Source organism: Sphingobium sp. CECT 9361, from assembly GCF_918741285.1.
In the GTDB taxonomy this organism is placed as follows: domain Bacteria; phylum Pseudomonadota; class Alphaproteobacteria; order Sphingomonadales; family Sphingomonadaceae; genus Sphingobium.
This window is the reverse complement of sequence record NZ_CAKKNC010000017.1, coordinates 1-26,733: the sequence shown is the minus strand read 5'-3', so window position 1 is coordinate 26,733 and position 26,733 is coordinate 1. Positions and strand designations below refer to the sequence as shown.

Sequence of the window (26,733 nt, the reverse complement as noted above, 5' to 3'; positions counted from 1 at the left end):
GGGGATGAGATGGCAACTGCGGGCGCGAAGACCGGCGAATACAAACTGGATGTGAAGCGCGACCGGCTGGTCATTGCCGCATCCTCGCTCGGCACCGTTTTCGAATGGTATGATTTCTTCATTTACGGAACGCTCGCCGCAATCATCGGCCGCACCTTTTTCCCCACCGACAATGCTTCGGTCGAACTGCTTTACTCGCTCGCGGGGTTCGCCGTGGGATTCGGCTTCCGGCCATTAGGTGCTGTGTTATTTGGTTATTTCGGCGACCGGCTCGGCCGTAAATACACCTTTCTCGCCACAATCATCATGATGGGCATTGCGACCGCAGGTGTAGGCCTGGTCCCCTCCGCCGCGTCGATAGGCGCTGCCGCCCCCGTCATCCTCATCATCCTGCGCATCATGCAGGGACTGGCGCTGGGCGGGGAATATGGCGGCGCAGCGATCTACGTGGCCGAACACGCCCCGGTCGAGCGTCGCGGCTTTTACACCAGCTTCATTCAGGCGAGTGTCGTCGGCGGTTTCATCCTTTCGCTCATCGTCGTGCTGGGAACGCAATGGATCGTCGGCCCGGAAGTATGGGACGCATGGGGATGGCGCATTCCGTTCGTCTTTTCGCTTGTCCTGCTTGGAATATCGCTCTGGATACGCCTGAAGCTCAACGAAAGCCCCGTGTTCAAGGCGATGAAGGATGCCGGGGAATGCGCGCGCAATCCCCTGAAAGAAACCTTCACCTATCCGGGCAACAAAAAACGTCTGTTCGTCGCGCTGTTCGGGATTGCGGCAGGCCTGACAGTCATCTGGTACACCGCCATGTTTCAGGTGTTGTATTTCCTGCAGAACGCCTTGCGGGTCGAGCCGGTCACCGCCCAGATACTCGTTGGGATAGGGGCGACCAGCGGCCTGTTCTGGTTCCTGTTCTTCGGGCATCTTTCCGACAAATATGGGCGAAAGAAACCCATCGTTCTGGGCTACGCGGCAACATTGCTGCTGCTCTTCCCGATCTTCCACCTGATCGGCGGCGCGGCTAATCCCAGCCTTGCCGAAGCGGCCCGCCGCGCTCCGGTGGTCGTGATGGGTCCGGACTGCGGCTACGATCCCTTTGCCAAGGTGCAGGCCAGCGACTGCTCCCGCCTGCTCGATTATTTCTCGAAAAAGGGTGTTCATTATAGCAAGGCGGCTGCGCCCTCTACGCAGGTGTCCATCGCCGGTGTGGTGCAGACGGACACCAGTCCAGCCGCCCTCGACAAGACTTTGGCCGATGCCGGATACAATCTCGAGAAGGTGAAGCCGTCATTCGTCGACTCGCTCAAGATCCTGCTTGGCATCCTGACCCTTGGCGCATTGTCCGGTGCGACCTACGGTCCCGTTGCGGCGCTGTTGTCGGAGCTTTTCCCCGCGCGCATCCGCTACAGCTCGATGTCGATCCCCTATCACATCGGCACCGGCTATTTCGGCGGGTTCCTGCCGCTGGTCAGCCAGTATATCGTCGCGCGCACGGGTGATCCTTATTCCGGCCTCTGGTACACGATGGCGGTCGTGGCGATGGCGCTGGTCGTGACGATGTGGGGATTGCCCGAAACGCGCGGCGCAAGGCTCGACGCGAAGGGATGACCGGGCTATCGGCGGAACATGCCCACCGGTTTTTCTTCCCCCGCGCCACTCCGTCTCTCGCTCGACACCGCAGCGCTGGAGCATAACTGGCGCTGGCTCGCGCAGATGAGCGGGCGGGCCACGTGCGGAGCTGCGATCAAAGCAAACGGCTACGGTCTGGGTGCAGCCGAAGTTATGGGCCATCTTTCCCAAGCGGGCTGCCGGGATTTCTTCGTGGCAACATGGGCAGAGGCACGCGCGCTATTGCCGCTCGCCGATGGTCTCTCGCTCTCGGTCCTGCACGGTATTCGTAACGAGGATATCGCCGAAGCGCTCACCGGTCCTGCACGCCCCGTACTTTCGACCCCCGACCAAATCGCGCGTTGGCGCAATGCCAATGGTGGCCCCTGCGACGTCATGGTCGACACCGGCATGAACCGGCTAGGCCTGGATTGGCGCAGCGATGTGGCGCGGGCAACCGAAGGCCTGACCATCGCTACCCTGATGAGCCATCTCGCCTGCGCCGACGATGACAATCCGCTCTCCGCGATCCAGCAGCGGCGTTTCGCCGCAATCGCGCAGCAGGTGCCCGCAGAACGCTACAGCCTGTCGAACAGCGCAGGCATATGTCTAGGCTCGGATTATCACTTCGGCGTGACGCGCCCCGGCCTTGCTCTCTATGGCGGTGTGCCCCGTCCGAACGCCGCCGGACATATCCGGCAGGTGGTGACCCCCCAGGCGCAAGTGCTCCAGCGCCGCACGGTGCGAGCCGGTGACACTGTTGGCTACAACGCCACGTTCACCGCGACGCGCGACATGGCCGCTGCGATCCTCAACATCGGATATGCGGACGGCTATCTCCGTGGTTTCTCGGGCAGGGGCATGGTGCTCGCAGGCGACCGGCCTTTACCCGTCCTAGGCCGAGTCTCGATGGACCTGCTGATCGTCGATGCCTCGCTCGCGCCGGGCGTTTCAGAGGGCGACTGGCTCAGCATCGACTATGACCTCCCGCGCGCTGCCGCTGCGTCCGGCCTGTCGCAATATGAGCTGCTCACAGGCCTGGGCCAAAGGTTTGACCGCATCTGGACCTGATATGAAAAAGGCCACACCTCGCGGCGTGGCCCCTCCCAAAATCAGCGTGCAAAAAGCGTTACCGCTCGATGCACATGGCGATGCCCATGCCGCCGCCAATGCACAAGGTCACGAGACCCTTCTTCGCATCGCGCCGTGCCATTTCATAGAGCAGCGTTGTCAATACGCGCGCGCCCGACGCTCCAATCGGATGGCCGATAGCGATCGCGCCGCCATTGACGTTCACCTTCTCCGGATCGAGACCCAGTTCCTTGCCCACCGACAGCGCCTGCGCCGCAAAGGCTTCATTGGCTTCGATCAGGTCGAGATCGCCAATCGTCCAACCGGCCTTCTCCAGCGCCTTGCGGCTGGCCGGGGCAGGGCCAATGCCCATGATCGAAGGATCGACGCCCGCCGTCGCCCACGACGCAATACGACCCAGCACCTTTGCTCCGCGCTTTTCCGCTTCCGCCGCCGACATTAGCACGATAGCTGCAGCGCCGTCGTTCAGGCCGCTTGCATTGCCTGCCGTGACCGATCCGTCCTTCTTGAACGCAGGCCGCAGCGCGGTCATCGCTTCCAGCGTCGCACCGGCGCGGATATATTCGTCCTGATCGACGATGGTGTCGCCCTTACGACCCTTGATCGTGACCGGCGCGATTTCATCCTTGAAACGTCCTGCCGACCGCGCCGCTTCGGCCTTGTTCTGGCTGGCGGTGGCGAACGCATCCTGATCGCCGCGCGTGATCTGATATTGCTCGGCCAGATTTTCGGCCGTGATGCCCATGTGATAGCCATTGAACGCATCGGTCAGGCCGTCATTCACCATCGTATCGACCAGGCTGACATTGCCCATCTTCGTGCCGCCGCGCAGGAATTGCGCGTGGCCGGACATCGACATGCTCTCCTGCCCGCCTGCGACCATGATCGTGGCGTCGCCATTCTGGATCGCCTGCGCCGCCAGAGCGACTGCGCGCAGGCCGGAACCGCACACCTGATTGACACCGAAGGCCGTCTTTTCGACCGGCACACCGGCGTTCACGGCTGCCTGACGTGCCGGGTTCTGCCCCTGGCCAGCGGTCAGCACCTGCCCCAATATCACTTCATCGACTTCGCTCGGCGCCACGCCGGCCTGTGCCAGCGCCGCTTCGATGGCTATGCGGCCAAGCTCATGCGCCGGGGTGTTGGCGAATGCACCCAGGAAACTACCAACCGGCGTGCGCTTGGCGGCGGTGATGACGATATCGGTCATGAGACGTTTCTCTCCAGTGGGGAAAATATGTACGCGCCTCTAGCATCAGCCTCCGTGCTTGAACAGCCACTGGGATAGCGGCTCCCATAGTCTTTTGGGTCCACGACTGCCCACGATCATGCCGACATGCCCCATATCCAGCGTCCATTGCTCGGCAAGGGGCGGGGTGGACGCTGCCGGCACGATGGTGTCTGTCGTCGAAGAAATCGCCAGCGTGGGCATCGCGAAATCCGCCGGTCGAATGGCTGCGTCGCCAACACGCCATTCGGCACGTCCAGTCACATCGTCGACATATAGCGCTTCAAACAGCTCCCTGCCCGCCGCAAAAGTAAGCGGCGCTCCTGCATTCGCCCAGTCTTCCACTACCACAAAGGCATCCACTGCCTCACTGTCATCGGCCAAATCTGCGAAATCGGCATATTTGCAAATCGTCCGCGCAGAATCGAGCGCCCAGAATCCAGACTGCAGCACTTCCATCGGTACATATCCCAACCGGTCGCACATAGGCTTCGCCTCCGCCCATAGCTTCGCGATGCTCTCCCGCGTTTCGTCGGGGAAGCCATCGAATTGCCACGGCGCCGCAATCGTCGCCAGTGCCGCGACGGGTATCGATGCTGCGGCCCCGATGGCCAAAGTACCGCCCAGGCAATAGCCTACCAGTATAGGCGCACGCTTTGGGTCCAGGCTTTGGAGCAACGGCACCAGTCGCTGCGCAATATGTCCGCCCAGATCCATCATACTGTCGCCCGCACCGGGATGGCCCCAATCCACCAGATATCCATCATGCCCCTGGTCGACCAACCACCGGATCAACGACGTCCGTGCCGAAAGATCGAGCACATGGGGCGGGTTGATGAGCGACGGGATCAACACGACCGGGGCTCGGTCATCACCCTCGACTGACCCAAAGTGTGACAATGTTGCCGATCCAACTTGGGCATGCACGCGTGCAGGGGTGGGGCGGGGTGGTCGCACCGCTTCCTGATAGCGCCGCAAACCGGCGAGTGCGCGCGCGCGCAGCACGGGATCGTGGCGTGTTTGTGCCATAAGAATGTTGAGAAACAACGGAAGTGGACGCGGCCCATGTTGCGGCGCGGCATCTTTTGGTGCTATCGCAGCATTATCTTGGGTTGGAGCGGTGTTCATGGCTAAATCTAAAGCTTCCGGTGAGTCGGATACGGTCATCATTAAGAAATATGCTAATCGGCGTCTCTACAACACCGAAACCTCCAGTTACATCACGCTCGACCTGTTGTCTCAGATGACACGCGAGGGGCGTGAGTTTGTCGTGCTGGATGCCAAGACCAACGAAGACATTACCCATAATGTCCTGACCCAGATCATCATGGACGAGGAACAGCGGGGCAAGAACATGCTGCCCGTCAACTTCCTGCGTCAGCTTATCTCGATGTACGGGGATTCGATGCAGTCGATGGTGCCCCAATATCTCGAAGCGTCGATGGAAGCCTTCCGCAAGAACCAGCTTCAGTTCCAGGAAGCGATGCAAGGCGCATTTGTCGGCGGGCCCCTCGCCGAAATTGCCAAGCGCAACATGGAAATGTTCGAAGCGGCGGCTACGGCATTGAAAGTCAAGGGCTTGCCGGGTTTCGATGTCCCTGGCGCAGCGAAGCCCGCTGCCGATAAGGACGACGAGATCGCCCAGTTGAAGGCGCAGTTGGCATCGCTGAATGCGAAGATCGAAAAGCTGGTCGAATAAGCCATAGGCCTATCCATTTACGCCTATCGATTGACGATGGTCTGATCGCGGCACTCGACACCCGCCGCGCCTATGCTCTATTGCGCGCGCAACATATCCCTAATGCAGGCGCATATTCTCTGTGAAACACGCTCTCTCCGTTACCCGCGATCAGGATTTCGCAGCCTGGTATCAGGCCGTCATTTCCGAAGCCGATCTCGCCGAGGAATCCGGCGTGCGCGGCTGCATGGTCATTCGCCCTTGGGGCTATGGCATATGGGAACGGATACAGGCGCTGCTCGACGCGGAAATCAAGCGGACGGGCCATGAAAACTGCTATTTCCCGCTGTTCATTCCCCTGAGCTATTTCGAAAAGGAAGCCGAGCATGTCGACGGCTTCGCCAAGGAAATGGCGGTCGTCACGCATCACCGCCTGATCCAGAAGGATGGGCGGCTTGTCCCCGATCCCGAAGCGAAGCTCGAAGAACCCCTGGTAGTCCGGCCGACTTCGGAAACAGTGATCGGCGCAGCCTTCTCGCGCTGGATTCAGAGCTGGCGGGATCTGCCCGTGCTCATCAACCAATGGGCCAATGTCGTCCGCTGGGAAATGCGGACCCGCATGTTTCTGCGCACCAGCGAATTTCTCTGGCAGGAAGGGCACACCGCCCATGCCAGCGAAGCCGAAGCACGCGAAGAAACCTTGAAGATGCTGGAAGTCTATCGCACCTTTGCCGAAGACTGCCTCGCGCTTCCCGTCATCGCCGGTGAAAAGCCGGAAAACGAACGCTTTCCCGGCGCAGTCTCGACCTATTCGATCGAAGCGATGATGCAGGACGGCAAGGCGCTGCAGGCAGGCACCTCGCACTTCCTCGGCACAACATTCTCCTCCGCGCAGAACATTCGGTTCCAGAACAGCGAAGGCGTGCAGGAACTCGCGCAGACGACAAGCTGGGGCGTATCGACCCGCATGATCGGCGGCGTCATCATGGTGCATGGCGACGACGACGGCCTGCGCGTACCGCCGCGCATCGCGCCGCATCAGATCGTCATCGTACCGATGTTGCGCGACGTCCCCGAAGACGATGCCATCATCGACTATTGCATGGACCTGCTCGGCGAGCTGCAGAAACTCGACGTGTTCCGCGAACCCGTCCGCGTCCTGCTCGACCGTCGCCCCGCCAAGGCCGCAAACAAGCGCTGGGGCTGGGTCAAGAAAGGCGCACCGATCATCGTCGAAGTCGGCGGCCGCGATGTGGCTGGCGGCAAAGTCTCCGTGCTGCGCCGCGACCGTCTCTACAAGGACGACGGCAAGCTCGACAGTGCGATCGTCGCGAAGGCCGATTTCGTGGCCGCTGCAACAGGCATCCTGACCGAAGTGCAAAGCAATCTGCACGCGCAAGCCACCGAACGCCTGCACAGCAACATCGACCGCAGCATCGCAACCCTCGACGCGCTGAAAGCCCATTTCAACGCCAGCAACAAACCCGGCTGGGCCGAAGTCCAGTGGAGCAAGCCGACTGGCGAGGCACTCGATAAGGTTGTTCAGTGGCTCAAGGGTGAGAAGCTGACCCTGCGCAATGTGCCGCTCGATGCCGCTGCTGCGGATGGCGCCTGCATCTTCACGGGCGATAGCGCCGTGGAGCGGGTTCTGGTCGGGCGGTCTTATTAGAGGCATCGCGATCGCTCGGGCTGGCCAGTCCCGGTCCGAGCGACTATGCCCAATGATATGAATTCTCCCCCAAAGCCCGCCCGCGTCAAACCTGCGCGTTCCAAACCCTCGCGCGTCAGACCGGCAGGCTTCCCGAACCGCCAGCAAATCCTCGACTTCATCGCCCAGTCCGACACCCCCGCAGGCAAGCGCGAAATCGCCCGCGCCTTTGGCCTGAGCGGTCAGGAGAAGATCGCGCTCAAGGCGCTGCTCAAGGACATGGCCGACGAAGGCCTCATCGACATCGGCCCCGCCCGGGCGTTCCATAAAATGGGCGGCGTGCCCAAAGTCACCGTCCTGCGCATCGCCGATGTGGATGGCAGCACGCTCATCGCGATCCCTGAACGCTGGGAAGCCGAAGGCATCCCGCCACCGCGCCTGCGCGTCATCGAACGCGGCAAGCGCAGCGCCCTGACCGTAGGCGACCGCATCCTTGCCCGCACAGAGGAAGCAGGCGCAGGCTGGGTCGCGCACCCCATGAAGAAGCTGGCCAAGGGCGAAGAACTGCTCCTTGGCGTCGTCGAAAAGGCGGAAGGCGGCGCGCTCCTGCTACGCCCCGTCGACAAGCGCAACCGCAACGTCACTCGCATCACCGACCTAGGCACTGCCAAGCCGGGCGACCTCGTCCTCGCCGAAGCCGCCGGACGCGCGCCGAAGATGACCGCTCGCGTGACGGACGTGCTGGGCGATCCCTTCGCGGCCAAGAGCTTCAGCCTAATCGCCATCCACAAATTCGGCATCCCCTTCACCTTCCCCGACCGAGTCGAGGAAGAAGCCCTAACCGTCGCCAAACTCCCGCTGCACGAGGCGAAGCGCGAGGATCTGCGTCACCTCCCCATCGTCGCCATCGATCCCGTCGACGCACGCGATTTCGACGATGCCGTCTGGGCCGCGCCTGACGAGGACGAAGCCAATGCTAGCGGCTATCGCGCCATCGTCGCCATTGCCGATGTCGCTTATTATGTCCGCCCCGGCAGCAACCTCGACCGCGAAGCGCGCAAGCGCGGCAACAGCGTCTATTTCCCTGACCGCGTCGTGCCGATGCTCCCCCATCAATTGTCGTCCGACATGTGCTCGCTCCGTGCCGAACAGGATCGCGCGGCCATGGCCTGCCATCTGGTCATCGATAAGCACGGCAAGGTGACGTCATGGCGCTTCACACGCGCCGTCATCCGCGTCGCCGCCAACATCCCCTATGAGCAGGCGCAATCCGCCATCGACGGCGAGACCGAGAACCCGCTGCTCGAAACCGCGCTGAAGCCGCTATGGGCCTGCTGGGCGCTGCTCGCCAAGGCCCGCGACAAGCGCGAACCACTCGACCTCGACTTGCCAGAGCGCCGCGTCGTGCTGGACGATGCGGGCAAGATCGTCAGCGTAGCGGTCCGCGAACGGCTCGACGCGCATCGGCTGATCGAAGATTACATGATCGCCGCCAACGTCGCCGCAGCGAAGGCGCTGGAGGCGAAGAAAGCCCCGGTCATGTACCGCATCCACGAACCACCCAGCCGCGAAAAGCTGATCGCGCTCAAAGACTATCTAAAGACCTTCGACGTCGAATTTGCGATGGGCCAAGTAATCCGCCCCGCCACCTTCAACCGCCTGATTGCCAAGGTCGGCGACAGCGACGTCAAGCCCCAGATCATGGAACAGATCCTGCGCACCCAGACGCAGGCCTATTACTGCCCCCAAAACGCCGGGCATTTCGGCCTCGCGCTGGGCAGCTACGCGCATTTCACCTCGCCGATCCGACGCTACTCCGATCTTCTCGTCCACCGCGCGCTGGTCGGTGCCTATGGCCTCGAACTGCCTGCGCCAAAGGACAAAGACCTCCCCGAAAAAACCTCGCTCTCCGGCGAAGACCTCACCAACATGGGCCGTGTCGGCGAACTCATCAGCCAGCACGAACGCCGCGCGATGGAGGCGGAGCGCGAAACGGTCGACCGCTATGTCGCCGCGTTCCTCGCCCTTCGCGTCGGCGAAGTGCTGGAGGCTCGCATCACCGGCGTTCAGAATTTCGGCTTCTTCGCGACGGTCGATGGCCTTGGCGGCGACGGACTGGTACCAGTCTCCACCCTCGGCGCGGAACGCTTTTATTATGACGAAGCGGGCAGGGCGCTGGAAGGAATGACCACCGGCACCCGCTTCACCCAGGGCCAGCGCCTGCCGCTCCGCCTTGTCGAAGCCGACCCCATCAACGGATCGCTGCGCTTCGAACTACCCGAAGGGGCAAGCCACTTGCCGTTCCGCGGCGGACCCAATCGCGGTCCCGGTCGTCCCTCGGGCGGCCTGCATCGCCGTGGCCGTCCCGCCAACATCCGGCACAGCAACAATCCCAAGGGCAAGCACCGGAAGTAACTTAGCTAAGCCGGTCGACCGCATCCCGGTCCAGCGATCCGGGGATCACCATGATGGGGCAGGGGAGGCTCCCCGCCTCACTCCCCGCGAAATGCGTCACCAGCGGACCGGGCGCACCGGTTGCGGCGGCGCCCAGCACCAAAGCGGCAATGCCGTCATTCTCGTCCAGCGTCTTGCGCACGAGCGCCACCGGCTCGCCTTGCTTTACCGTGATGGTGGGGCGAATGCCCGATTCCTGCATCAGCGTTCCGGCGGCCCCCATCACCAATGCTTCGGCGCGCTGCCGTGCCTCTTCCTCAATCGTTGCCTGCACGCCGCCCCACTGCACGAATTCGGTCGGCGGGATCAGCGCAAGAATCTGCACGGCACCGCCTGTTTTCGCGGCTCGGCGTGCGGCAAAGCGCAGCGCCACTTCAGCTTCGGGGGTCTCATCGACCACCACCAGATACGTCCGCATGTTTTATCGCGCCTTTGCCATGAGCGCCGAATCTGATCGATAAATGCGCGCGACGCAAGGCTTTCCCCGCTGAACCGCTGCGGCCCCCTTGACCCTAGCGGCCAAAGCGTCAAGTAACGGCTTCGCTCCCCACGGAATCACATATCGAAAAGGGCTGTTCCCTCATGGCGATCAACATCCAGATGCCGGCTTTGTCTCCCACTATGGAAGAAGGCTCGCTGGCAAAGTGGCTGGTGAAGGAAGGCGACACGGTTAAGTCGGGCGACCTGCTGGCGGAAATCGAAACCGACAAGGCGACGATGGAGTTCGAAGCCGTCGACGAAGGCGTGATTACCAGCATCCTGGTTGCCGAAGGCACCGATGGCGTGAAGGTCGGCACGGTCATCGCGACTCTCACCGTCGAAGGCGAGGAGGCCGAAGCGCCTGCCGCAAAGGCGGCTCCAGCCAAGGCAGAGGCACCCAAGGCTGATACACCCGCAAAGGCCGAAGCGGCCCCTGCGCCCAAGGCCGATCCTGTCCCGGCAAAAGCATCGACCGATAGTGGCGACCGCGTAAAGGCCAGCCCGCTGGCCCGCCGCCTTGCGCAAGCGAGCGGTCTCGATCTGGCATCCGTTCAGGGCAGCGGCCCCAATGGCCGTATCGTCAAGGCCGATCTGGAGGGCGCCAAGCCTGCTGCCGCCGCGCCTGCCGCGTCGCCTGCATCGGCACCAGCACCCGCCGCTGCCCCCATCGTCGCACAGGATTACGGCATCCCACACGAAGCGGTAAAGCTCAGCAACATGCGCAAGACGATTGCGCGTCGCCTGACCGAATCCAAGCAGACAGTGCCGCATATCTACCTCACCGTGGACATTCGCCTCGACAAGCTGCTGAAACTGCGCGGAGAGCTGAACGCCGGCTTGGAATCGCGTGGCGTAAAGCTGTCGGTCAACGATCTGCTGATCAAGGCGCTGGCCGTCAGTCTGCTTCAGGTGCCGGAGTGCAACGTCCAGTTCGCGGGCGACACGCTCCTGAAATTCCAGCGCGCCGATATCTCGGTCGCCGTCTCTATTCCTGCAGGCCTGATCACGCCGATCATCGTTGACGCAGGCAGCAAGGGTGTCGCCACCATCTCCACCGAGATGAAAGACCTCGCCACCCGCGCCAAGGACGGCAAGCTGATGCCTGAAGAATATCAGGGCGGCACCGCTTCGCTCAGCAACATGGGCATGTTCGGCATCAAGCAGTTCGAAGCGGTCATCAACCCGCCGCAAGGGATGATCATGGCCATCGGCGCAGGTGAAAAGCGCCCCTACATCGTCGACGATGCACTGGGCGTCGCCACGGTCATGAGCGCCACCGGCAGCTTCGACCACCGCGCCATCGACGGCGCAGACGGCGCACAGTTGATGAAGGCGTTCAAGGAACTGGTGGAAAATCCACTGGCCATGCTGGCTTGATTTAATAACCCCTCTCCCCTTGAGGGAGAGGGAGGGGCCCACCGCGAAGCGGTGGGAGGGTGAGGGGACGTTGGCGGGATACACGCAACACACTCTTGAAAATGCCAAACGCCTCAGACGTCATATGACGGATGCTGAAAAACTTTTGTGGCACCATTTGCGAAATGCGCAGATTTGTCAGGTTAAGTTTCGGCGCCAACAGCCCATAGGACGATATATTGCAGATTTTGTCTCCCAGGAGAGGCGACTGATTGTCGAAGCTGATGGCGGGCACCACATGGGGTCCGACCATGATTTAGAAAGGGATGCTTGGTTGCAGCGGACGGGATACACCGTTCTTCGTTTCAGCAATATCGACATCTTGACTAATATAGAGGGGGTTGTCGCCCGACTGGTGTCCGTTTTGGACGCTTCCCCCTCACCAACTACGCCTAGGCCGCAAGCGGCCAAGGCTTCGTATCCTCTCCCTCCAGGGGAGAGGGGAACAACAGGAGATACCCTTGGCTGACCAATTCGACCTTATCGTCCTCGGCTCCGGCCCCGGTGGCTATGTCGCCGCGATCCGCGCGAGCCAGTTGGGTCTCAAGACCGCTATCGTAGAGCGCGAGAGCCTGGGTGGCATCTGTCTCAACTGGGGCTGCATCCCGACCAAGGCGCTGCTGCGCTCGTCGGAAATCTATCATTACATGCAACAGGCCGACAAATATGGCCTGTCGGTGGAAAAGCCCGCGTTCGACATCGAGAAGGTCGTCGCCCGGTCGCGCGGCGTCGCCAAGCAACTCAATCAGGGCGTCACTGGCCTGATGAAGAAGAACAAGATCACCGTCTATTTCGGCGATGGCAAGCTAACCGGCAAGGGCACGCTGTCCGTTACGAAGGATGGCAAGGCAACCGATCTGGCAGCGAAGAACATCATCATCGCCACCGGTGCCCGCGCCCGCGACCTGCCTTTCGCAAAGGCTGACGGCAAGCGCATCTGGACCTATCGCCATGCGATGGTGCCGCCCGAAATGCCGACGAAGCTGCTTGTCATCGGCTCGGGTGCCATCGGCATCGAATTTGCCAGCTTCTATAACGACATGGGTGCCAAGGTGACGGTCGTCGAAATGCTCGACCGCATCCTGCCTGTCGAGGATGCCGACGTCAGCGACTTCATGATGAAGAACCTGACCAAGCAAGGCATGGACATCCGCGCATCGACCGGCGTCCAAAAGATCACCGACACCGGCAAGGGTATCAGTGCCGAAATCAAGGACAAGGACGGCAAGGTCACGACCGAAGAGTTCAGCCATGTGATCGTCGCGGTCGGCATCGTGCCGAACAACGAAGGCATAGGTCTGGAGCAACTCAAGATCGCGAAGGACCAGCGCGGCCACATCGAAGCCGATGAATTTTGCCGGACCAACGTCGAAGGCATCTACGCCATTGGCGACATCACCGGCGCACCGTGGCTGGCGCATAAGGCAAGCCATGAAGCGATCATCGCGGTCGAACATCTGTCGGGCGGGCATCCCCATGCGATGGACAAGCTCAACATCCCCGGCTGCACCTATTGCCATCCGCAGGTTGCGTCCGTGGGCCTGACCGAAGCCAAGGCGAAGGAAGCCGGGTACAAGGTGAAGGTCGGCAAATTCCCCTTCATCGGCAACGGCAAGGCAATTGCCCTTGGCGAGACCGACGGTTTCGTGAAGACCGTGTTCGACGAAGCCACCGGCGAACTGCTGGGCGCGCATATGGTCGGCGCGGAAGTCACCGAGATGATCCAGGGCTATGTCATCGGCAAGACGCTGGAAACGACCGAAGCGGAACTGATGGAAACCGTCTTCCCGCATCCCACCATTTCGGAATCGATGCACGAAAGCGTGTTGGGCGCCTACGGACGGGCTATCCACATTTAAAATATTGAAAGACTTCGCCATTCTGTAGATTCCCTACAGAATGGCGAATGCCTGTGCGGTGGCGCATATGGGCGATGTTAGAGAAGTTATGAAAAGCTTAGGGGAGCATCCAATGTTCAAAGCAGCATCTATCATAGCCATCGGCGCTGCGCTGATGAGTGCCCCCGCATCGGCTGAAACCGTAGTCGTCACCGCCGATCACATGGTCGACGTGCTCGGCGGCAAGACGGTCGATTACCCCGCTGTCTTCATCACCGACGGACGCATCACCAGCGTCGCCGACGCGCGCACCGTTCGCCGGGGCAACGACGTCCGGCACATCGACATGTCCGGCAAGACGCTGGTGCCGGGCCTCATCGACATGCACGTCCATCTCGACAGCCTTGCTGAAGTGGGCGGCTATAACAGCCTCCAATACACTGACAGCTTCTGGACCGTCGTCGCGGCGGACAACGCGCGTAAGATGCTCCGCGCCGGATTCACCACCGTCCGCAATGTGGGGTCCAGCAATTACAACGACGTGGCCGTAAAACAGGCGATAGACGGCGGCTATGCCACCGGCCCTCGCATCGTTCCCGCAGCCCATGCGCTGGGTGCGACAGGCGGCCATTGCGACGAGACCTACCTCCCACCCAGCTTCAAGGCCAAAGGCGACGCCGTCGGCGACGGCCCCCAGGAACTGCGCACCCGCGTCCGCGAACAACGCAAATATGGTGCCGAAGTCATTAAAGTCTGCGCAACCGGCGGCGTCTTCTCCCGCAACACCGAACCGGGCCAGCAGCAACTCTCCGAACTCGAACTCGCGGCCATCGCCGACGAAGCGCACCAATGGGGTCTGCGCGTCGCGGCCCACGCCCACGGCGCGGCAGGCATCAAGGCCGCCATCCGTGCAGGGATCGACACCATCGAACATGCCAGCCTCGTCGACGATGAAGGCATCAAGCTCGCCGTCGCCCGCAAGCAACCGGTCTGGTTCTCGATGGACATATACAATACCGACTACACTCAGGCTGAAGGCGCAAAGAACGGCGTATTGGAAGACAATCTCCGCAAGGATCGCGAGATCGCACAAATCCAGCGCGACAACTTCCGCAAGGCGAACGCCGCCGGTGTCCGCATGATCTTCGGCTCAGACGCAGGCGTCATGCCGCACGGGCAGGTGGGCGGTCAGTTCAAGGTCATGGTTCAATATGGCATGACCCCGCTGCAAGCCATCCAGGCCGCCACCCGCAATGCCGCCGAAGCATTGGGCCGCGAGAAGGATGTCGGCGCCATTGCCGTGGGGCGCTACGCCGATATGGTCGCCGTGTCAGGCGATCCGTTGTCCGACGTGCGCCTGCTCGAAAAGCCGGACGCTGTGATTAAGGGCGGCGTAGTCGTTACCGACTAATCTATTTCTTGCAGGGATACGCATCGTTAAGCGCGACACTGACCGTGAGCGACGCCGGAAAAGACCGCTGATCGGCATAGGTGCGAAGATACTTCACCACCAGATCGCGCACCTGATCTGCCCCTAGTTGGTCCGGCCAGCAATTATCGGGCGCGCGTCCCAGAAAAATGTCCTTCTTAATCCCGTCGACAACGCCCACGATATAGGCTGTGCAGGCAAGCGCATATTCCGGTGCCTTATTCTGGCATTTGGCCAGTAATGTAGTGCCCGTCTCGAACATGAATGTCTGCGCGACCGCAGACTGCGGCGCCGCAAACAGCATTGGAAGGCAAATGAGCGGGGCAAGGCAGCGTAGATTCATGCCGACTATATGGAGCATATTCAAAGCCGATCCCACTGCTATAAATGGCTAATCCACCGCTAAGCGCGATTGTGCTGGCGACCGATGGAACAGGCTTGGCATGTTCAACGATATATTCATGGCGCTCACAGCGCAGGGGGGTGTCGAGCCCGTTGAACAATGCCCATGGCGCTAAAAAGCCGTCCTAGCGAATTTTGATCACAACCCATCACATGAAAGGACGGCGTCTGATTTTCCAGACCGATCGTTTGCTTAAGGAGAGAGGTCGCATCGGTTCGTCGCAACCAGCGCCCGACGCAGCGGTACAATCAATAGTGCCAGCGATGTGTTCATCTGCGCGAAAGGTTAGTTTGAACAGGCGAGACATTCATGGTGGTCGATGCGGCTCCAGGTCGCCGACATCATGAAGCTAAATCGAGGGTTCCGACAGCTAAATACGCATCGCGCGAATGGCCATCGGATGAAAACTGCGGTCGCAGGCCCAACTGTTCGAATTTGAAGGATAGTCCAAATGAGTATCATTTCCAAAGGTGCTAGAGTTATCTTACTACCAGCCATGTTAGCCAACGTAGCGTCGGGCAGCGTGTCTGCGCAGACGCAACAGCCAGCCGAGCCACCCCTTGCCGTGACCGTTTCCGACACAAGTGCGCCTGAACGGTCGGAAATGTCCGAAGGGCCAGAGGTCAAGGGCATCATTTCCGCACGCAGTGGCGACAAGGTGCAGGTCACGGCCGAGGATGGCACCAAAACGGTAGTCACCGTCAATGACGCCACTAAAATTAGCGCGAGCAAGGGCTTTTTGGGCCTGAATCGCGCCAGGCTCCCTGCGACTTCGCTGCTCAACGGACTGCCCGTTACCGTGAAGACCCTGCAGTCGGCTGACGGTCTGGTGGCAAGCCAGCTCAAACTTCAGAATAAGGATCTGAAGACTGCCTCTATGATACACAACGCTACTGACCAACGCTTTGGCGAACAGACTGCAGCAACGGAGGCGCTGCGCGGCCGCATGGCGGATATTGGCCAGTACAACATCAAGGGTACTACCAACGTGAATTTCGACACGGGTAAGGCTGTACTCGCGCCCCAGGCGAAGAACGACCTCTGCGCCGCGGCGGCCGCTGCTGAGGGGATGGATAACGCGCTGCTGCTTGTCGTGGGTTACACCGATTCCACCGGGAGCGAAGAACTCAATCAAGCGCTCAGCGAAAAGCGCGCCACTCGAGTCGTCAATCATCTCCAGCAGGCATGCCACTGGAAGCCCTACCGCATGCTCACCCCGGCCGGAATGTCCGAAGCGGACCCATTGGCCGACAACAGTACCGACGAAGGCAAGGCACAGAACCGTCGTGTTGCTGTGAACATCCTCGTGAGCAAAGGCCTCGACGGCCTTTGATGTGGACGGGGCGGGCATAGCCCGCCCCGCGAACGTCGAGGAGCAGGTTGTAGGACCGAAACTGTTACGCAAAGCAGACGGCGGGCGTACTCACGCTGGGCTCACAGAAGGGCACGTATCCCGGTATAGCGAAGAACCGCGCGATCCGCACCCATGTGATGCGCTTGGGGGACTCTGCGCTCTCGGTTAGGTCAAGAGGTTCATTGGCGAGGATGCGGTACGTCGGGCAAGAGCATCCACTCGCTCACATCCGGGTATGGGTTTCTGCAAATCCCATAAAATATGCACGTAGTGTGGGATCCGTAATTGGTGCGATAATAGCGTACACTTGCTCTTCCAGCGATGCCGATGCCGATGCCACGCCACCTTGCTCACACCCCATGGCCCATGATCCAAATGCCCTTATTGGGACCTCCTTGTCATGAAGCTTGACCAGCGCGACATGGCGGGGGTCACGACTTATTCGCACATATGTCTCGGCCACGGCTTCATCGGGGCCTTCGAGAACTTGCAGAAAGCGGCGTCCGCCTACCACAAGCAATCCGGTGATATCCGCCATGGCGTTTGCCTTTCGTGACTTGGTAAGCAGCTCGTCAAGTTCCGATGGCGGTAAGATGGATCGAGCTGTGCTGATATAGAGCAGGCGTTTCATAGTGAGTATCTCCGACTGGATGCCAACTCTATGAAACAAGAGGAAAAAAAATATTAACGAGCGCTTTAACTTAAGTTGCATCGCTTCATGCAAGCCCAATGCGACTTATGTGAGACGTGTAATCTGCAGCGCTACAGCGGCGCACCACTTAGCGTCGTTTCAGGCCCATTCCTTTGTAGCTGGAAGCGAGCACAGGCAGGCCATGACATTGTCTGAGGCAATATTTCTTGCCGCCTGCGCGGTTCGGGCAGAGGTGCCTGCCCACTGCCTCGAACCTATAGTCTGCACCGCCGGCCGTAAGTTCCAGGAGGTGACCGACCAGATCATCTCCGAGCGCATGTGGGTCGACGAAGTGGGTAGCGCCCATGCGTAATGCTACAGCGCCTTTGTCAGCATTTGAGATCCACGCCGATAATCATCTTTGCGCCAGCCATGCGTGCGCCCCGAATGATATGGAGGCAGATTCCGCCAAGGCCGAATATGATGAAGGTCGGCGGGTTGTCTGGTGCCATAGCGCACAACATCGCGCCATAGCGTGCAATCGACGGGAAATGGCGGACAGGGTGGGATTCGAACCCACGGAGAGCTTGCACCCTCGGCGGTTTTCAAGACCGCTGCCTTAAACCACTCGGCCACCTGTCCGTTGGCGGCTTCATTATCGCCCCGCCGCGCAAATCCAAGGCAAATCTTTCGATGAGCCGAAGGAAACATGAAAATAAAGGGATTCACGCGCCCGTCCATCTATGCGACAATCGGCTTCAGCGAATAAGGGGAACGCACATGACACGATCCGCGGTACTCGCCATTGCTCTGCTCGCCAGCGCAATGTGGCCCGGAAACGCCCTTGCGCCACCTGCCGTGGCGCAAACGGACGACGGGTTTCAATCCTATCTTGCCAGCCTTCGTCCAAAGGCTCGGGTCATGGGGATCAGCGAAGCAACGATGAACAGCGTCTTCCCGACACTGACCTCCAATCCTCGCGTGGTGCAACTGGATCAGTCGCAACCGGGCGGGAGCACAGACTCGCCAATTCCTGCTTTCGAACCCTACCGTCGGCAGCATGTCGATTCGGCGCGGATCAACCGTGGCCGTGTCGCCTATCAGAACAATCGCGCGAGGCTGTCGCGGATCGAGCGCGAAACCGGCGTTCCCGAAGCGATCATGGTCGCGATCTACGGCCATGAGACGAACTATGGCTCTTATACCGGGGACTTCGACTTGCTCCGGTCGCTCGCTACTCTGGCGCATGAAGGGCGTCGGCGCGCGCTGTTCGAACCGGAGTTCCTTGCGACGCTCAAAATGCTCGACAATGGCGTCCCTCGCTCGCAATTGGTGGGCAGTTGGGCAGGGGCCACAGGCTATCCCCAGTTCCTGCCCTCGGTCTATCTGCGCGTGGCGAAGGATGGCGACGGTGACGGTCGCGCAAATATATGGTCGAGCGAAGCGGACGCGCTGGCGTCCATCGCCAATTATTTCGTCGATGCGGGATGGCGCAAGGGCACCCCGTGGGGCGTCGCAGTTGCCGTACCCCCTGGGTTCGACCGGTCGAGTATCGCCAATCGCACCAACGCGGCCCGATGCCCCCGCGTCATGGAACGGCACAGCCGCTGGCTCACCATGGCGGAATGGCGCAGTCGCGGCATCACGCTAACGGGGTCGACACGGCTGGCAGACAGCGATCTGGCGACATTGATCGAACCGGACGGCCCCGGACAGACGGCCTATCTGCTCACCGGCAACTACCGCGTGATCCTCGATTACAACTGTTCGAATTTCTATGCTTTGTCGGTCGGATTGTTGGCGGATGCAGTGGCGGGTTAGTCATCTCGGTATATCCGGGGCGTTGCTGCTGTTTCTGGGCTCCTGCGGCATGGTTGACGGCACACGGGACGGGAATTTCCGTGCCGGTCAATCCCGCAACGACCGAAAGGCGGTCTCCGATCTCCCCGTCAAGATAGGTGCGCCTTATACGGTGGGCGGCGTCACCTACATCCCGGCCGACACGCCAAACTATGAAGCCGTCGGTTATGCGAGCTGGTATGGCGAAGAACTGAGCGGCAATCGCACCGCTAATGGCGAGCGCTTCGATCCCTCCGGCATAACCGCCGCGCATCGCACTTTGCCGTTGCCCAGTTATGTGGAAGTCACCGCATTGACGACGGGGCGAACGATAGTGTTGCGGGTAAACGATCGCGGCCCATTCACTCAGGCGCGTGAGATAGATCTCTCGCGCGGTGCGGCGGACCAATTGGGACTGCTCGGCCAGGGTGCCGCACCGGTCCGTATCAAGCGCGTATCGCCACCGGAGGCTGAGCGCGCAATCCTGCGTTCCGGACGAAGAGTCGCCGAACGCCGTGCCATATCTGGCCCGACTCTGGCTGATTTACGCAACCGCCTTTCCGTTCCGATAAAAACGGCCAGCCTGGAGACCGCGCGCACGCTTCCGAACAATGGCTTATACACTGTTCAAATCGCCGCCTTTTCGGACAAGGATCGGGCCGAATCGCTTGCCGCCAGAACGGGCGCAAGAATGTCGCTGACCGATCGCGTCTGGCGGGTATACTTCGGACCCTATCGTCGTGCCGAAGATGCGCGCGCCGGTGTAACATATGCCGCATCGAAGGGGTTCCGCGATGCCGCCATTGTGGCTAATGACGATATATCCATAACGCCATCGCGTTGAAATGGCGGGTCCGAATTTTCGAGAGTCTAGATGAAAAAAACCTTTGCCGCCGCTCTGCTCCTGCCGCTTCTGGCGCAGCCCCTTGCTGCCGAAGCGCCTCCCTATACCAGTGCAGCGCCCATCGCGTTCATGCAGGATTTGTCGTCAGGCGCTATCCTGTTCGACAAGGACGCAGATAAGCGAATGCCACCTGCGTCGATGGCGAAGATGATGACCGTGCATGTCGCGTTCCGTCTGATCCAGCAGGGCCAGTTGAAGCTCGACACGAAGTTCACTGTCCGCCCCGAAACGTGGAAGAAGTGGCATGGCCCCGCTGCAGGCTCCACCATGTTCCTTTCGGTGGGGGAGCAGGTTTCCGTAGAAAACCTGCTGCACGGCATCGTGACGCTTTCCGGCAATGACGCCTGCGTCGTGCTGGCGGAAGGCATTTCGGGAACCGAGCAAGCCTTTGCCGCCGCCATGAATCAGGAAGCGGCGCGTATGGGGCTGAAAAATAGCCATTTCGGCAACAGCAATGGCTGGCCCGATGAAGGCGTGACCTATGTCACGGCCCGCGATCTGGCGACGTTGGCAGCGGCAACCGTTCAGGAAACGCCCGACCTCTACAAGAAATTTTATGACACCCCGTCGTTCACATGGGGCAAGACGATGGGCGGAAGCGCAATTACGCAAGCGAACCGCAACCCCATACTTGGTCGTATACCCGGAGCCGACGGTCTCAAGACCGGGCACACCGAGGAAGCAGGCTATGGCTTTACCGGGTCGGCCGAACAAAATGGCCGTCGCCTCGTAATGGTCGTGGCGGGCCTCGATAGCTTCAACGGCCGTGTCGAAGAATCGGTGCGGTTCATGGACTGGGGTTTCAAGGCTTGGCGGGCGCAGCCATTGTTCAAAAAGGGCGCGCTGGTGGAAACGGCCGACGTGCAGCTTGGCAGCGCGCGTACAGTCGGTCTGGTCGCTCCCCGCAATCTCGCGGTAACGATGCCCAGCACCGCGACCAGCAAGATGCAAGTCAAGGTCGTCTATACCGGCCCGATCAAGGCACCGATCGCAAAGGGGCAGCAGATCGCGCAACTGGTCGTCACTACCCCCGATACCGGAGCGCAGACGATGCCGCTGGTAGCCGCCGAAGCTGTGGCGGAAGCCGGAATCTTCGGACGTCTATGGAACGGATTGATGTCATTCTTCGGGTGATGGGCATAATCGGATGACAACGAAGGGCCGTTTCATCACGCTGGAAGGTGGTGAAGGCGCCGGCAAATCGACGCAGGTCAAGGCGCTTGCCGCCGCGCTGCGAGCGCGCGGCGCGACGGTGCTGGAAACGCGCGAGCCGGGCGGCAGCCCCGGGGCGGAGGCTATACGGGCTTTGTTGCTCACCGGAAATGCCGACCGCTGGACACCGCGCGCAGAGGCACTGTTGTTTGCGGCAGCGCGCGCCGATCATGTGGCCCGTATCATCAAGCCTGCGGTGGACCGCGGTGAATGGGTCATTGCCGACCGGTTTCTCGACAGCAGCAGAGCCTATCAGGGTGGCGCGAGCGGTTTGGAAGATGCCGATATTCTGACACTGCATCGTATCGGCAGCGATGGCTATCTGCCGGACCGGACGCTGATCCTGACCCTGCCCGAAGACATTGCAGAGGCTCGCACAGCGGTGCGGGACGGCAATGACGTGGATCGGATCGGCGGACGGGATCGAAGCTACCACCGCAAGGTGGCATCTGCCTTCGCACGATTTGCGCAGAACGAACCTGATCGCTTTCGGATTGTGGATGCCAGCGGCACTGCACCCGATGTGACTGCGCAGTTGCTCGACGCATTAAGCGACATGCTGCCATGACGTCACTTTTGGGTCAGGATATGCAGGTCCGCACCCTGCTCGAAGCCGCGCGTGGCGAACGAATGCATCATGGCTGGATACTCGCCGGACCACGTGGGGTAGGGAAGGCGACCTTTGCGCGTATGGCCGCGCGACGATTGCTTGCCGAAGCTGCAGGTGCATTGAAAGCCGGAGATGGCTTCGATCTTCCTCCAACCGAATCCAATGCCTGTTTGTTCGATGCGGGGACGCATCCGGATTATGCTGAACTTTCCCGGTTGGAAAAGGATAATGGCGATCTGGCGAGAAACATCAGCGTGGATCAGGTGCGCGGCCTGCAGCGATTGCTGAATAAAGTCCCGTCCTTGTCCGACCGCCGGATCATAGTGATCGACAGTGCCGACGACCTGGAACGCAGCGCTGCGAACGCGCTCCTGAAAAATCTTGAAGAACCGCCGGTCGGCACGCTGTTCCTTCTCGTTTCTCATGCCCCTTCGCGCTTGCTGCCGACCATTCGATCCAGATGCCGTATGCTGCGCTTCCAGTCGCTGGACGACGAAGCGATGCAGGTCGTCGTGCGCCGGCATAAGCCCGACATATCACCCGATGAACTGGCGGCGCTCGTTCTTGCCGGAGCAGGGTCGCCCGGTCGCGCTTTGGGTTATGCCGGCCTCGATCTGGGTGACATCGAGCAAACCTTGTTAGCGATTGCTGCGAGCGGCGATCCGACCAACAAATTGCGGCTCGATATATCCAGACGGTTGGCGACAAAAGCGGCTCGTCCACGATATGAGGCTTTCCTTGAACGCGCACCGGCGTTTCTGGCCGCGTCAGCCAAGTGTGCGGAAGGGTCTACGCTCAAATCTACGCTGACAACTTGGGAGCAGGCAAAGCATCTTGCATCGGGCGCGGTGATATTATCGCTGGACCCCGCAACGGTCGTTTTTGAACTATGCAGCCATGTGGCAACGCTTGCTTCCCTGCGTCGCGCCGTCTGACTGTCGACAAATCGCCTTTGCCTGACGTTCGACAGCCGCTAGAGAAGCGGCCTCACGCCATTTGAAGCGAGCTTATGTCCAAGCCTTTTACCATCACGACCGCGATCAGTTACCCCAACGGAAGGCCGCATATCGGGCACGCTTATGAAGCGATCGCCACGGACGCTATCGCACGCTTTCAGCGGATGATGGGGCGCGACGTATTCTTCCAGACCGGCACTGACGAACATGGCTTGAAAATGGACCAAGCCGCGCGGGCGCGGGGCATAACACCACGCGAGCTTGCCGATGAGATGGCATCCTATTTCAAACAGATGGATGACATTCTTAAGATCAGTTATGATCGGTTTATTCGAACGAGCGAGCCCGATCACCACGCTGCAAGCCAGGCCTTGTGGAAGGCGATGGAAGCCAATGGCGACCTATATTTGGGCCGCTACGAAGGCTGGTACTCCGTCCGCGACGAAGCCTTTTATGACGAGAAGGAACTGATCGAAGGTGGGGAGGGGGCAAAGCTTTCTCCGCAAGGCACGCCTGTCGAATGGACGGTGGAAGAAAGCTGGTTCTTCAAGCTCTCCAAATATGAACAGCCTTTGCTGGATCTTTATGCGGCACAACCTGACTTCATCCGTCCGGACAGCCGCCGCAACGAAATCATGCGTTTCGTGGAAGGTGGCCTGTCCGATCTGAGCATTTCCCGAACCAGCTTTGACTGGGGGGTAAAGGTGCCGGGCAGCGATGGCCATGTCATGTATGTGTGGGTCGACGCACTGACCAACTACCTGACCGGCTGTGGCTATCCCGACGACAGCGAACGTATGGCCCGATATTGGGCCGATACTGGCGATATCATCCACATAATCGGGAAGGATATCGTTCGATTTCATGCTGTTTACTGGCCAGCTTTCCTGATGAGTGCGAAGTTGACGTTGCCTAAGCATGTTTTCGGACATGGGTTCCTGCTCAATCGCGGGGAAAAGATGTCCAAGTCCGTGGGCAATGTCGCCGACCCCATCGCGCTTGCCGAGCGCTTCGGCGTCGATCAGTTGCGGTACTTCCTATTATCCGAAGTAACGTTCGGAAATGATGGCAGCTATAGCGCAGAAGCCATTGTACAAAGGGCAAATAGTGATCTGGCCAACAGCTTCGGCAATCTGGCGCAGCGCACTCTCAGCTTCATAGCCAAGAACCTTGAAGGCAAGCTACCACATGGCGGCACCGCTGCTGCCGCCGACGATGAATTGCGCGCCTTGATCGGCACCGCAACCAACGATTTCGTTGCCGCGATGAGCGATCTGGCACCCTCACAAGCCATCGAAACCTGGATGCGCGCCGTCTTCGCCTGCAACCAGTATATCGACGCGCAGGCGCCCTGGGCCTTGCGGAAGACCGATCCTGACCGGATGATCGCCGTGCTGGCAACGCTGTACGAAGCCATCGGGAACCTCGCCCTCATGATCCGACCCGTTATTCCCACCTCGTCCGACGCGCTGCTCGATCAGATGGGAATAGGTTTTACGTGTCGACTTATTCAGGATATCGGATCGTCATGGTACGGCCCACTGGTAGCCAGCGGCTTTGTCCTTTCGCCGCCCAAGCCGCTATTTCCCCGCCTCGAACTGACCGAAGCGGATGCCTGACCCATGCTGATCGATAGTCATTGCCACTTGAATTACAAAGGCTTGGTCGAAAATCAGGCAGCCGTGCTGGAGCGCGCAAGACTTTCAGGTGTCGAGTTAATGCTCAACATCGCTACCCGAGAGAGCGAATGGGACGCCGTTCTGGCAACCGCGATACGGGAACCCGACGTCTGGGCAACGGTCGGAATCCATCCCCATGAAGCGGACGAACATCCGCACATCGACACTGCCAAACTCGTCGATCGCGCGGCCCATCCGCGGATCGTCGGGATCGGTGAGACCGGCCTCGATTACTATTACGACCACAGCGATCGCGACCGGCAGCAGACATCCTTCCGTGCCCACATCGCCGCCGCCAGGGAAACGCAACTCCCCCTGATCGTCCATACCCGCGATGCAGAGGATGACACCTTGGCGATCTTGCGCGATGAAATGGGGAAGGGGGCTTTCCCCGGCGTCATTCACTGCTTCACCGCGAGCGGTGCGTTCGCCGATGCTGCGATGGAGATCGGCTTCTACATCAGCATTTCCGGCATTGTCACTTTTCGTAACGCCAAGGATTTGCAAGAGACGGCCAAACGCCTCCCTGCCGATCGCATTCTGATCGAAACGGACAGCCCGTTTCTCGCTCCCGTGCCGCATCGCGGCAAGCCGTGTGAGCCGGGCTATGTCGCGGACACGGCACGCTTCCTCGCCAATCTGCGCGGGGAAACTATCGAAGAGCTCGAAGCCAATACCACAGCGAACTTCAGGAAGCTGTTCGCCAAGACCGCTTCGTGACATTCAAGGTCACTATCCTTGGGTGCGGCACCTCTTCCGGGGTTCCGCGCATCGGAAACGATTGGGGCGATTGCGATCCGCTGGAACCCAAAAATGCGCGCACCCGAGTGTCAATTCTCGTCGAGAGCCCTACCACACGTATTCTCGTGGATACCTCGCCAGACATGCGCGCCCAATTACTGGCGGCGGGTGTCGTCCATATCGATGCGATCCTGTGGACGCATGATCACGCCGATCACTGCCATGGCATCGATGATGTCCGCCAGCTGTTCCACCATGCCGGATCCCCAATCCTCGGCTTTGCACGCCGGCCGACTTTGAATCTGCTGAAAATGCGGTTCGGCTATGCGTTTGAAGGGCGGGACGGATATCCTTCTACGATTGATGGGCAGATCTTGCCCGATGCGCTGTCGATCGGCGACATTCAGATTCGCTGCGTCGACCAGCCCCACGGATCGATTTTCTCCACCGGGTTTCGCTTTACGCATCGAAATAGATCTATTGGCTATGCCACTGATTTTCATGAAGTCACGACTGATATGCTGAGTCTATATGATGGTCTGGATGTTTGGGTTGTCGATGCCTTGAGACAGCGTCCGCATCCCACACACCCACATCTTGCGCAGACGTTAGCAGCGATTGGGTCGGTAAAGCCGGGCAGGGCGATCCTCACCCATATGGACAACAGCATGGACTATTCGGCTCTGCGCAAAACGCTCCCGGACAACGTCGAGCCGGCCTTTGACGGCATGATGGTAACTTTATGATGGACGGACCAACCGACGCCGCGAGCATCATATGGTATCTTGCCGTGCTGGTGTTGGTGGGTTCTTCGCTACTATACAGGCGCATAGCGTGGCGTTCCGCCATCGGCATGGCTGCGGCGTGGGTCGCGCTATTTGCCATAATATTTACCATAGTCAGCTATCGGAACGGAATTGCTTCCATCGCCCACCGTGTAAGCGGAGATATACTGGGAAGACCGCGGCAAAATGCGGATGGCAATGCTCTGCGCGTAGCTTTGGCCGAGGACGGCCACTATTGGGTAGACGGCACGGTGGACGGTGCACCAACCCGATTTCTGATCGACAGCGGCGCGACATTTACCGCCTTGTCAGGAGCGGCAGCCACTGCATCCGGGTTACAGATGGACACTCGTCGAATTCCGGTCACAATAGAGACCGCAAATGGCCAAGTGCAAGCGGCGCGATCTATGGTTTCTTCTATGCAGGTCGGCCCCATAAAAATGGATGATCTGCCTGTAGTGGTGTCACCGGCATTCGGAAAAACGAATGTGCTAGGTATGAACTTTTTATCGCGCCTGAAAAGTTGGCGAGTTGAAGAAGGTGAGATGGTGTTGGAGCCTTAATCGCCCGACCGACACAGTTCGCATTTAACATAATATATATTATCGGACTTAAATATTGTAGCAGCAACGTTCAAATGTCACAGTTGCGCAAAGTAGAGATGTCTCACTTGGGCTACCGTGCCCTCCGGCTGTTCGGAGGTATTGAGCATGGCGGTGTTGCGTATGAGTACCGAGGAGCTTTC

At 60.1% G+C, this 26,733-nt stretch carries 25 protein-coding genes and 1 tRNA gene; 20 read left to right on the top strand and 6 right to left on the bottom strand.

Features of this window, described 5'->3' with window-relative positions; all coding sequences use genetic code 11:
- Positions 1-9 precede the first annotated feature (9 nt).
- Positions 10-1,611, top strand: coding sequence for an MFS transporter (locus tag LQ220_RS18890; protein ID WP_230189696.1), 1,602 nt, complete (start codon positions 10-12; stop codon positions 1,609-1,611).
- Between the two features lie 18 nt (positions 1,612-1,629).
- The gene (gene alr, locus LQ220_RS18885) at positions 1,630-2,682 is read left to right on the top strand and encodes an alanine racemase (protein ID WP_230189695.1); all 1,053 of its coding nucleotides are present in this window, start codon (positions 1,630-1,632) and stop codon (positions 2,680-2,682) included.
- Between the two features lie 58 nt (positions 2,683-2,740).
- Here the strand turns inward: alr and LQ220_RS18880 are convergent, their stop codons facing one another.
- Both LQ220_RS18880 and LQ220_RS18875 read right to left on the bottom strand, forming a co-directional pair.
- Positions 2,741-3,913 (bottom strand): acetyl-CoA C-acetyltransferase, encoded by a 1,173-nt coding sequence (locus LQ220_RS18880; protein ID WP_230189694.1) that lies wholly within the window; start codon positions 3,911-3,913, stop codon positions 2,741-2,743.
- Between the two features lie 45 nt (positions 3,914-3,958).
- Complete coding sequence (locus tag LQ220_RS18875; protein ID WP_230189693.1) at positions 3,959-5,059, bottom strand: alpha/beta hydrolase; 1,101 nt, start codon at positions 5,057-5,059, stop codon at positions 3,959-3,961.
- Here LQ220_RS18875 and phaR point away from each other — a divergent pair.
- The 3 genes from phaR to rnr all read left to right on the top strand — a co-directional run bounded on the left by phaR (position 5,058) and on the right by rnr (position 9,672).
- On the top strand, positions 5,058-5,630 hold the full coding sequence (phaR, locus tag LQ220_RS18870; RefSeq protein ID WP_230189692.1) for a polyhydroxyalkanoate synthesis repressor PhaR: 573 nt from the start codon (positions 5,058-5,060) through the stop codon (positions 5,628-5,630). The genes LQ220_RS18875 and phaR overlap by 2 nt on opposite strands.
- A 121-nt stretch (positions 5,631-5,751) precedes the next feature.
- Complete coding sequence (proS, locus tag LQ220_RS18865) at positions 5,752-7,278, top strand: proline--tRNA ligase (RefSeq protein ID WP_230189691.1); 1,527 nt, start codon at positions 5,752-5,754, stop codon at positions 7,276-7,278.
- Positions 7,279-7,335: 57 nt separating this feature from the next.
- Positions 7,336-9,672, top strand: coding sequence for a ribonuclease R (gene rnr, locus LQ220_RS18860; protein WP_230189690.1), 2,337 nt, complete (start codon positions 7,336-7,338; stop codon positions 9,670-9,672).
- A gap of 1 nt (position 9,673) precedes the next feature.
- Here rnr and LQ220_RS18855 read toward each other — a convergent pair whose 3' ends face one another.
- A complete protein-coding gene (locus LQ220_RS18855; protein WP_230189689.1) occupies positions 9,674-10,129 on the bottom strand; it encodes a universal stress protein in 456 nt (151 codons plus the stop codon).
- Between the two features lie 164 nt (positions 10,130-10,293).
- Here LQ220_RS18855 and LQ220_RS18850 point away from each other — a divergent pair, with 164 nt between their 5' ends.
- The 4 genes from LQ220_RS18850 (at position 10,294) to LQ220_RS18840 (ending at position 14,856) form a co-directional block, all read left to right on the top strand.
- A complete protein-coding gene (locus LQ220_RS18850; protein ID WP_230189688.1) occupies positions 10,294-11,568 on the top strand; it encodes a pyruvate dehydrogenase complex dihydrolipoamide acetyltransferase in 1,275 nt (424 codons plus the stop codon).
- Between the two features lie 19 nt (positions 11,569-11,587).
- Positions 11,588-12,076 (top strand): DUF559 domain-containing protein, encoded by a 489-nt coding sequence (locus tag LQ220_RS25070; protein ID WP_354958175.1) that lies wholly within the window; start codon positions 11,588-11,590, stop codon positions 12,074-12,076.
- Positions 12,069-13,466 carry a dihydrolipoyl dehydrogenase gene (lpdA, locus tag LQ220_RS18845; RefSeq protein ID WP_230189687.1) on the top strand — a complete coding sequence of 466 codons (1,398 nt, stop codon included), beginning with the start codon at positions 12,069-12,071 and terminating at the stop codon, positions 13,464-13,466. The genes LQ220_RS25070 and lpdA overlap by 8 nt, the downstream gene beginning before the upstream one ends.
- Before the next feature lie 112 nt (positions 13,467-13,578).
- Positions 13,579-14,856 (top strand): amidohydrolase family protein, encoded by a 1,278-nt coding sequence (locus tag LQ220_RS18840; protein ID WP_230189686.1) that lies wholly within the window; start codon positions 13,579-13,581, stop codon positions 14,854-14,856.
- A 1-nt stretch (position 14,857) separates the two neighbouring features.
- Here LQ220_RS18840 and LQ220_RS18835 read toward each other — a convergent pair whose 3' ends face one another.
- Entirely contained in the window at positions 14,858-15,235 is a 378-nt protein-coding gene (locus LQ220_RS18835; RefSeq protein WP_230189685.1) for a Rap1a/Tai family immunity protein, read from the bottom strand.
- Positions 15,236-15,728: 493 nt separating this feature from the next.
- Here LQ220_RS18835 and LQ220_RS18830 point away from each other — a divergent pair, with 493 nt between their 5' ends.
- Positions 15,729-16,610: an OmpA family protein gene (locus tag LQ220_RS18830; protein WP_230189684.1), complete on the top strand. Its 882-nt coding sequence runs from the start codon at positions 15,729-15,731 to the stop codon at positions 16,608-16,610.
- Between the two features lie 244 nt (positions 16,611-16,854).
- Here the strand turns inward: LQ220_RS18830 and LQ220_RS18825 are convergent, their stop codons facing one another.
- Positions 16,855-17,262, bottom strand: coding sequence for a BLUF domain-containing protein (locus LQ220_RS18825; RefSeq protein WP_230189683.1), 408 nt, complete (start codon positions 17,260-17,262; stop codon positions 16,855-16,857).
- A gap of 202 nt (positions 17,263-17,464) precedes the next feature.
- On the opposite strand from LQ220_RS18825, the gene LQ220_RS18820 reads away from it, so the two are divergent.
- Positions 17,465-17,635: a hypothetical protein gene (locus LQ220_RS18820; protein ID WP_230189682.1), complete on the top strand. Its 171-nt coding sequence runs from the start codon at positions 17,465-17,467 to the stop codon at positions 17,633-17,635.
- A gap of 179 nt (positions 17,636-17,814) precedes the next feature.
- On the opposite strand, the gene LQ220_RS18815 is transcribed toward LQ220_RS18820, so the two are convergent.
- Positions 17,815-17,904 (bottom strand) — tRNA-Ser (locus LQ220_RS18815).
- 183 nt (positions 17,905-18,087) lie between these two features.
- Here LQ220_RS18815 and LQ220_RS18810 point away from each other — a divergent pair.
- From LQ220_RS18810 to LQ220_RS18770, 9 genes are all read left to right on the top strand, one after another.
- Positions 18,088-19,083 carry a lytic murein transglycosylase gene (locus LQ220_RS18810; protein WP_230189767.1) on the top strand — a complete coding sequence of 332 codons (996 nt, stop codon included), beginning with the start codon at positions 18,088-18,090 and terminating at the stop codon, positions 19,081-19,083.
- Positions 19,067-19,945, top strand: coding sequence for a septal ring lytic transglycosylase RlpA family protein (locus tag LQ220_RS18805; RefSeq protein ID WP_230189681.1), 879 nt, complete (start codon positions 19,067-19,069; stop codon positions 19,943-19,945). Before LQ220_RS18810 ends, LQ220_RS18805 begins: the two co-directional genes overlap by 17 nt.
- A 30-nt stretch (positions 19,946-19,975) precedes the next feature.
- Positions 19,976-21,139 carry a D-alanyl-D-alanine carboxypeptidase family protein gene (locus LQ220_RS18800; protein ID WP_230189680.1) on the top strand — a complete coding sequence of 388 codons (1,164 nt, stop codon included), beginning with the start codon at positions 19,976-19,978 and terminating at the stop codon, positions 21,137-21,139.
- 13 nt (positions 21,140-21,152) lie between these two features.
- Positions 21,153-21,785 carry a dTMP kinase gene (gene tmk / locus LQ220_RS18795; RefSeq protein ID WP_230189679.1) on the top strand — a complete coding sequence of 211 codons (633 nt, stop codon included), beginning with the start codon at positions 21,153-21,155 and terminating at the stop codon, positions 21,783-21,785.
- On the top strand, positions 21,782-22,762 hold the full coding sequence (locus tag LQ220_RS18790) for an AAA family ATPase (RefSeq protein ID WP_230189678.1): 981 nt from the start codon (positions 21,782-21,784) through the stop codon (positions 22,760-22,762). The genes tmk and LQ220_RS18790 overlap by 4 nt, the downstream gene beginning before the upstream one ends.
- A 74-nt stretch (positions 22,763-22,836) precedes the next feature.
- A complete protein-coding gene (metG, locus tag LQ220_RS18785) occupies positions 22,837-24,402 on the top strand; it encodes a methionine--tRNA ligase (protein ID WP_230189677.1) in 1,566 nt (521 codons plus the stop codon).
- Positions 24,403-24,405: 3 nt separating this feature from the next.
- Positions 24,406-25,182: a TatD family hydrolase gene (locus LQ220_RS18780; protein ID WP_230189676.1), complete on the top strand. Its 777-nt coding sequence runs from the start codon at positions 24,406-24,408 to the stop codon at positions 25,180-25,182.
- Positions 25,179-25,949, top strand: coding sequence for an MBL fold metallo-hydrolase (locus tag LQ220_RS18775; RefSeq protein ID WP_230189675.1), 771 nt, complete (start codon positions 25,179-25,181; stop codon positions 25,947-25,949). The genes LQ220_RS18780 and LQ220_RS18775 overlap by 4 nt, the downstream gene beginning before the upstream one ends.
- The gene (locus LQ220_RS18770) at positions 25,946-26,551 is read left to right on the top strand and encodes a TIGR02281 family clan AA aspartic protease (RefSeq protein WP_230189674.1); all 606 of its coding nucleotides are present in this window, start codon (positions 25,946-25,948) and stop codon (positions 26,549-26,551) included. The genes LQ220_RS18775 and LQ220_RS18770 overlap by 4 nt, the downstream gene beginning before the upstream one ends.
- Positions 26,552-26,733: the final 182 nt, after the last annotated feature.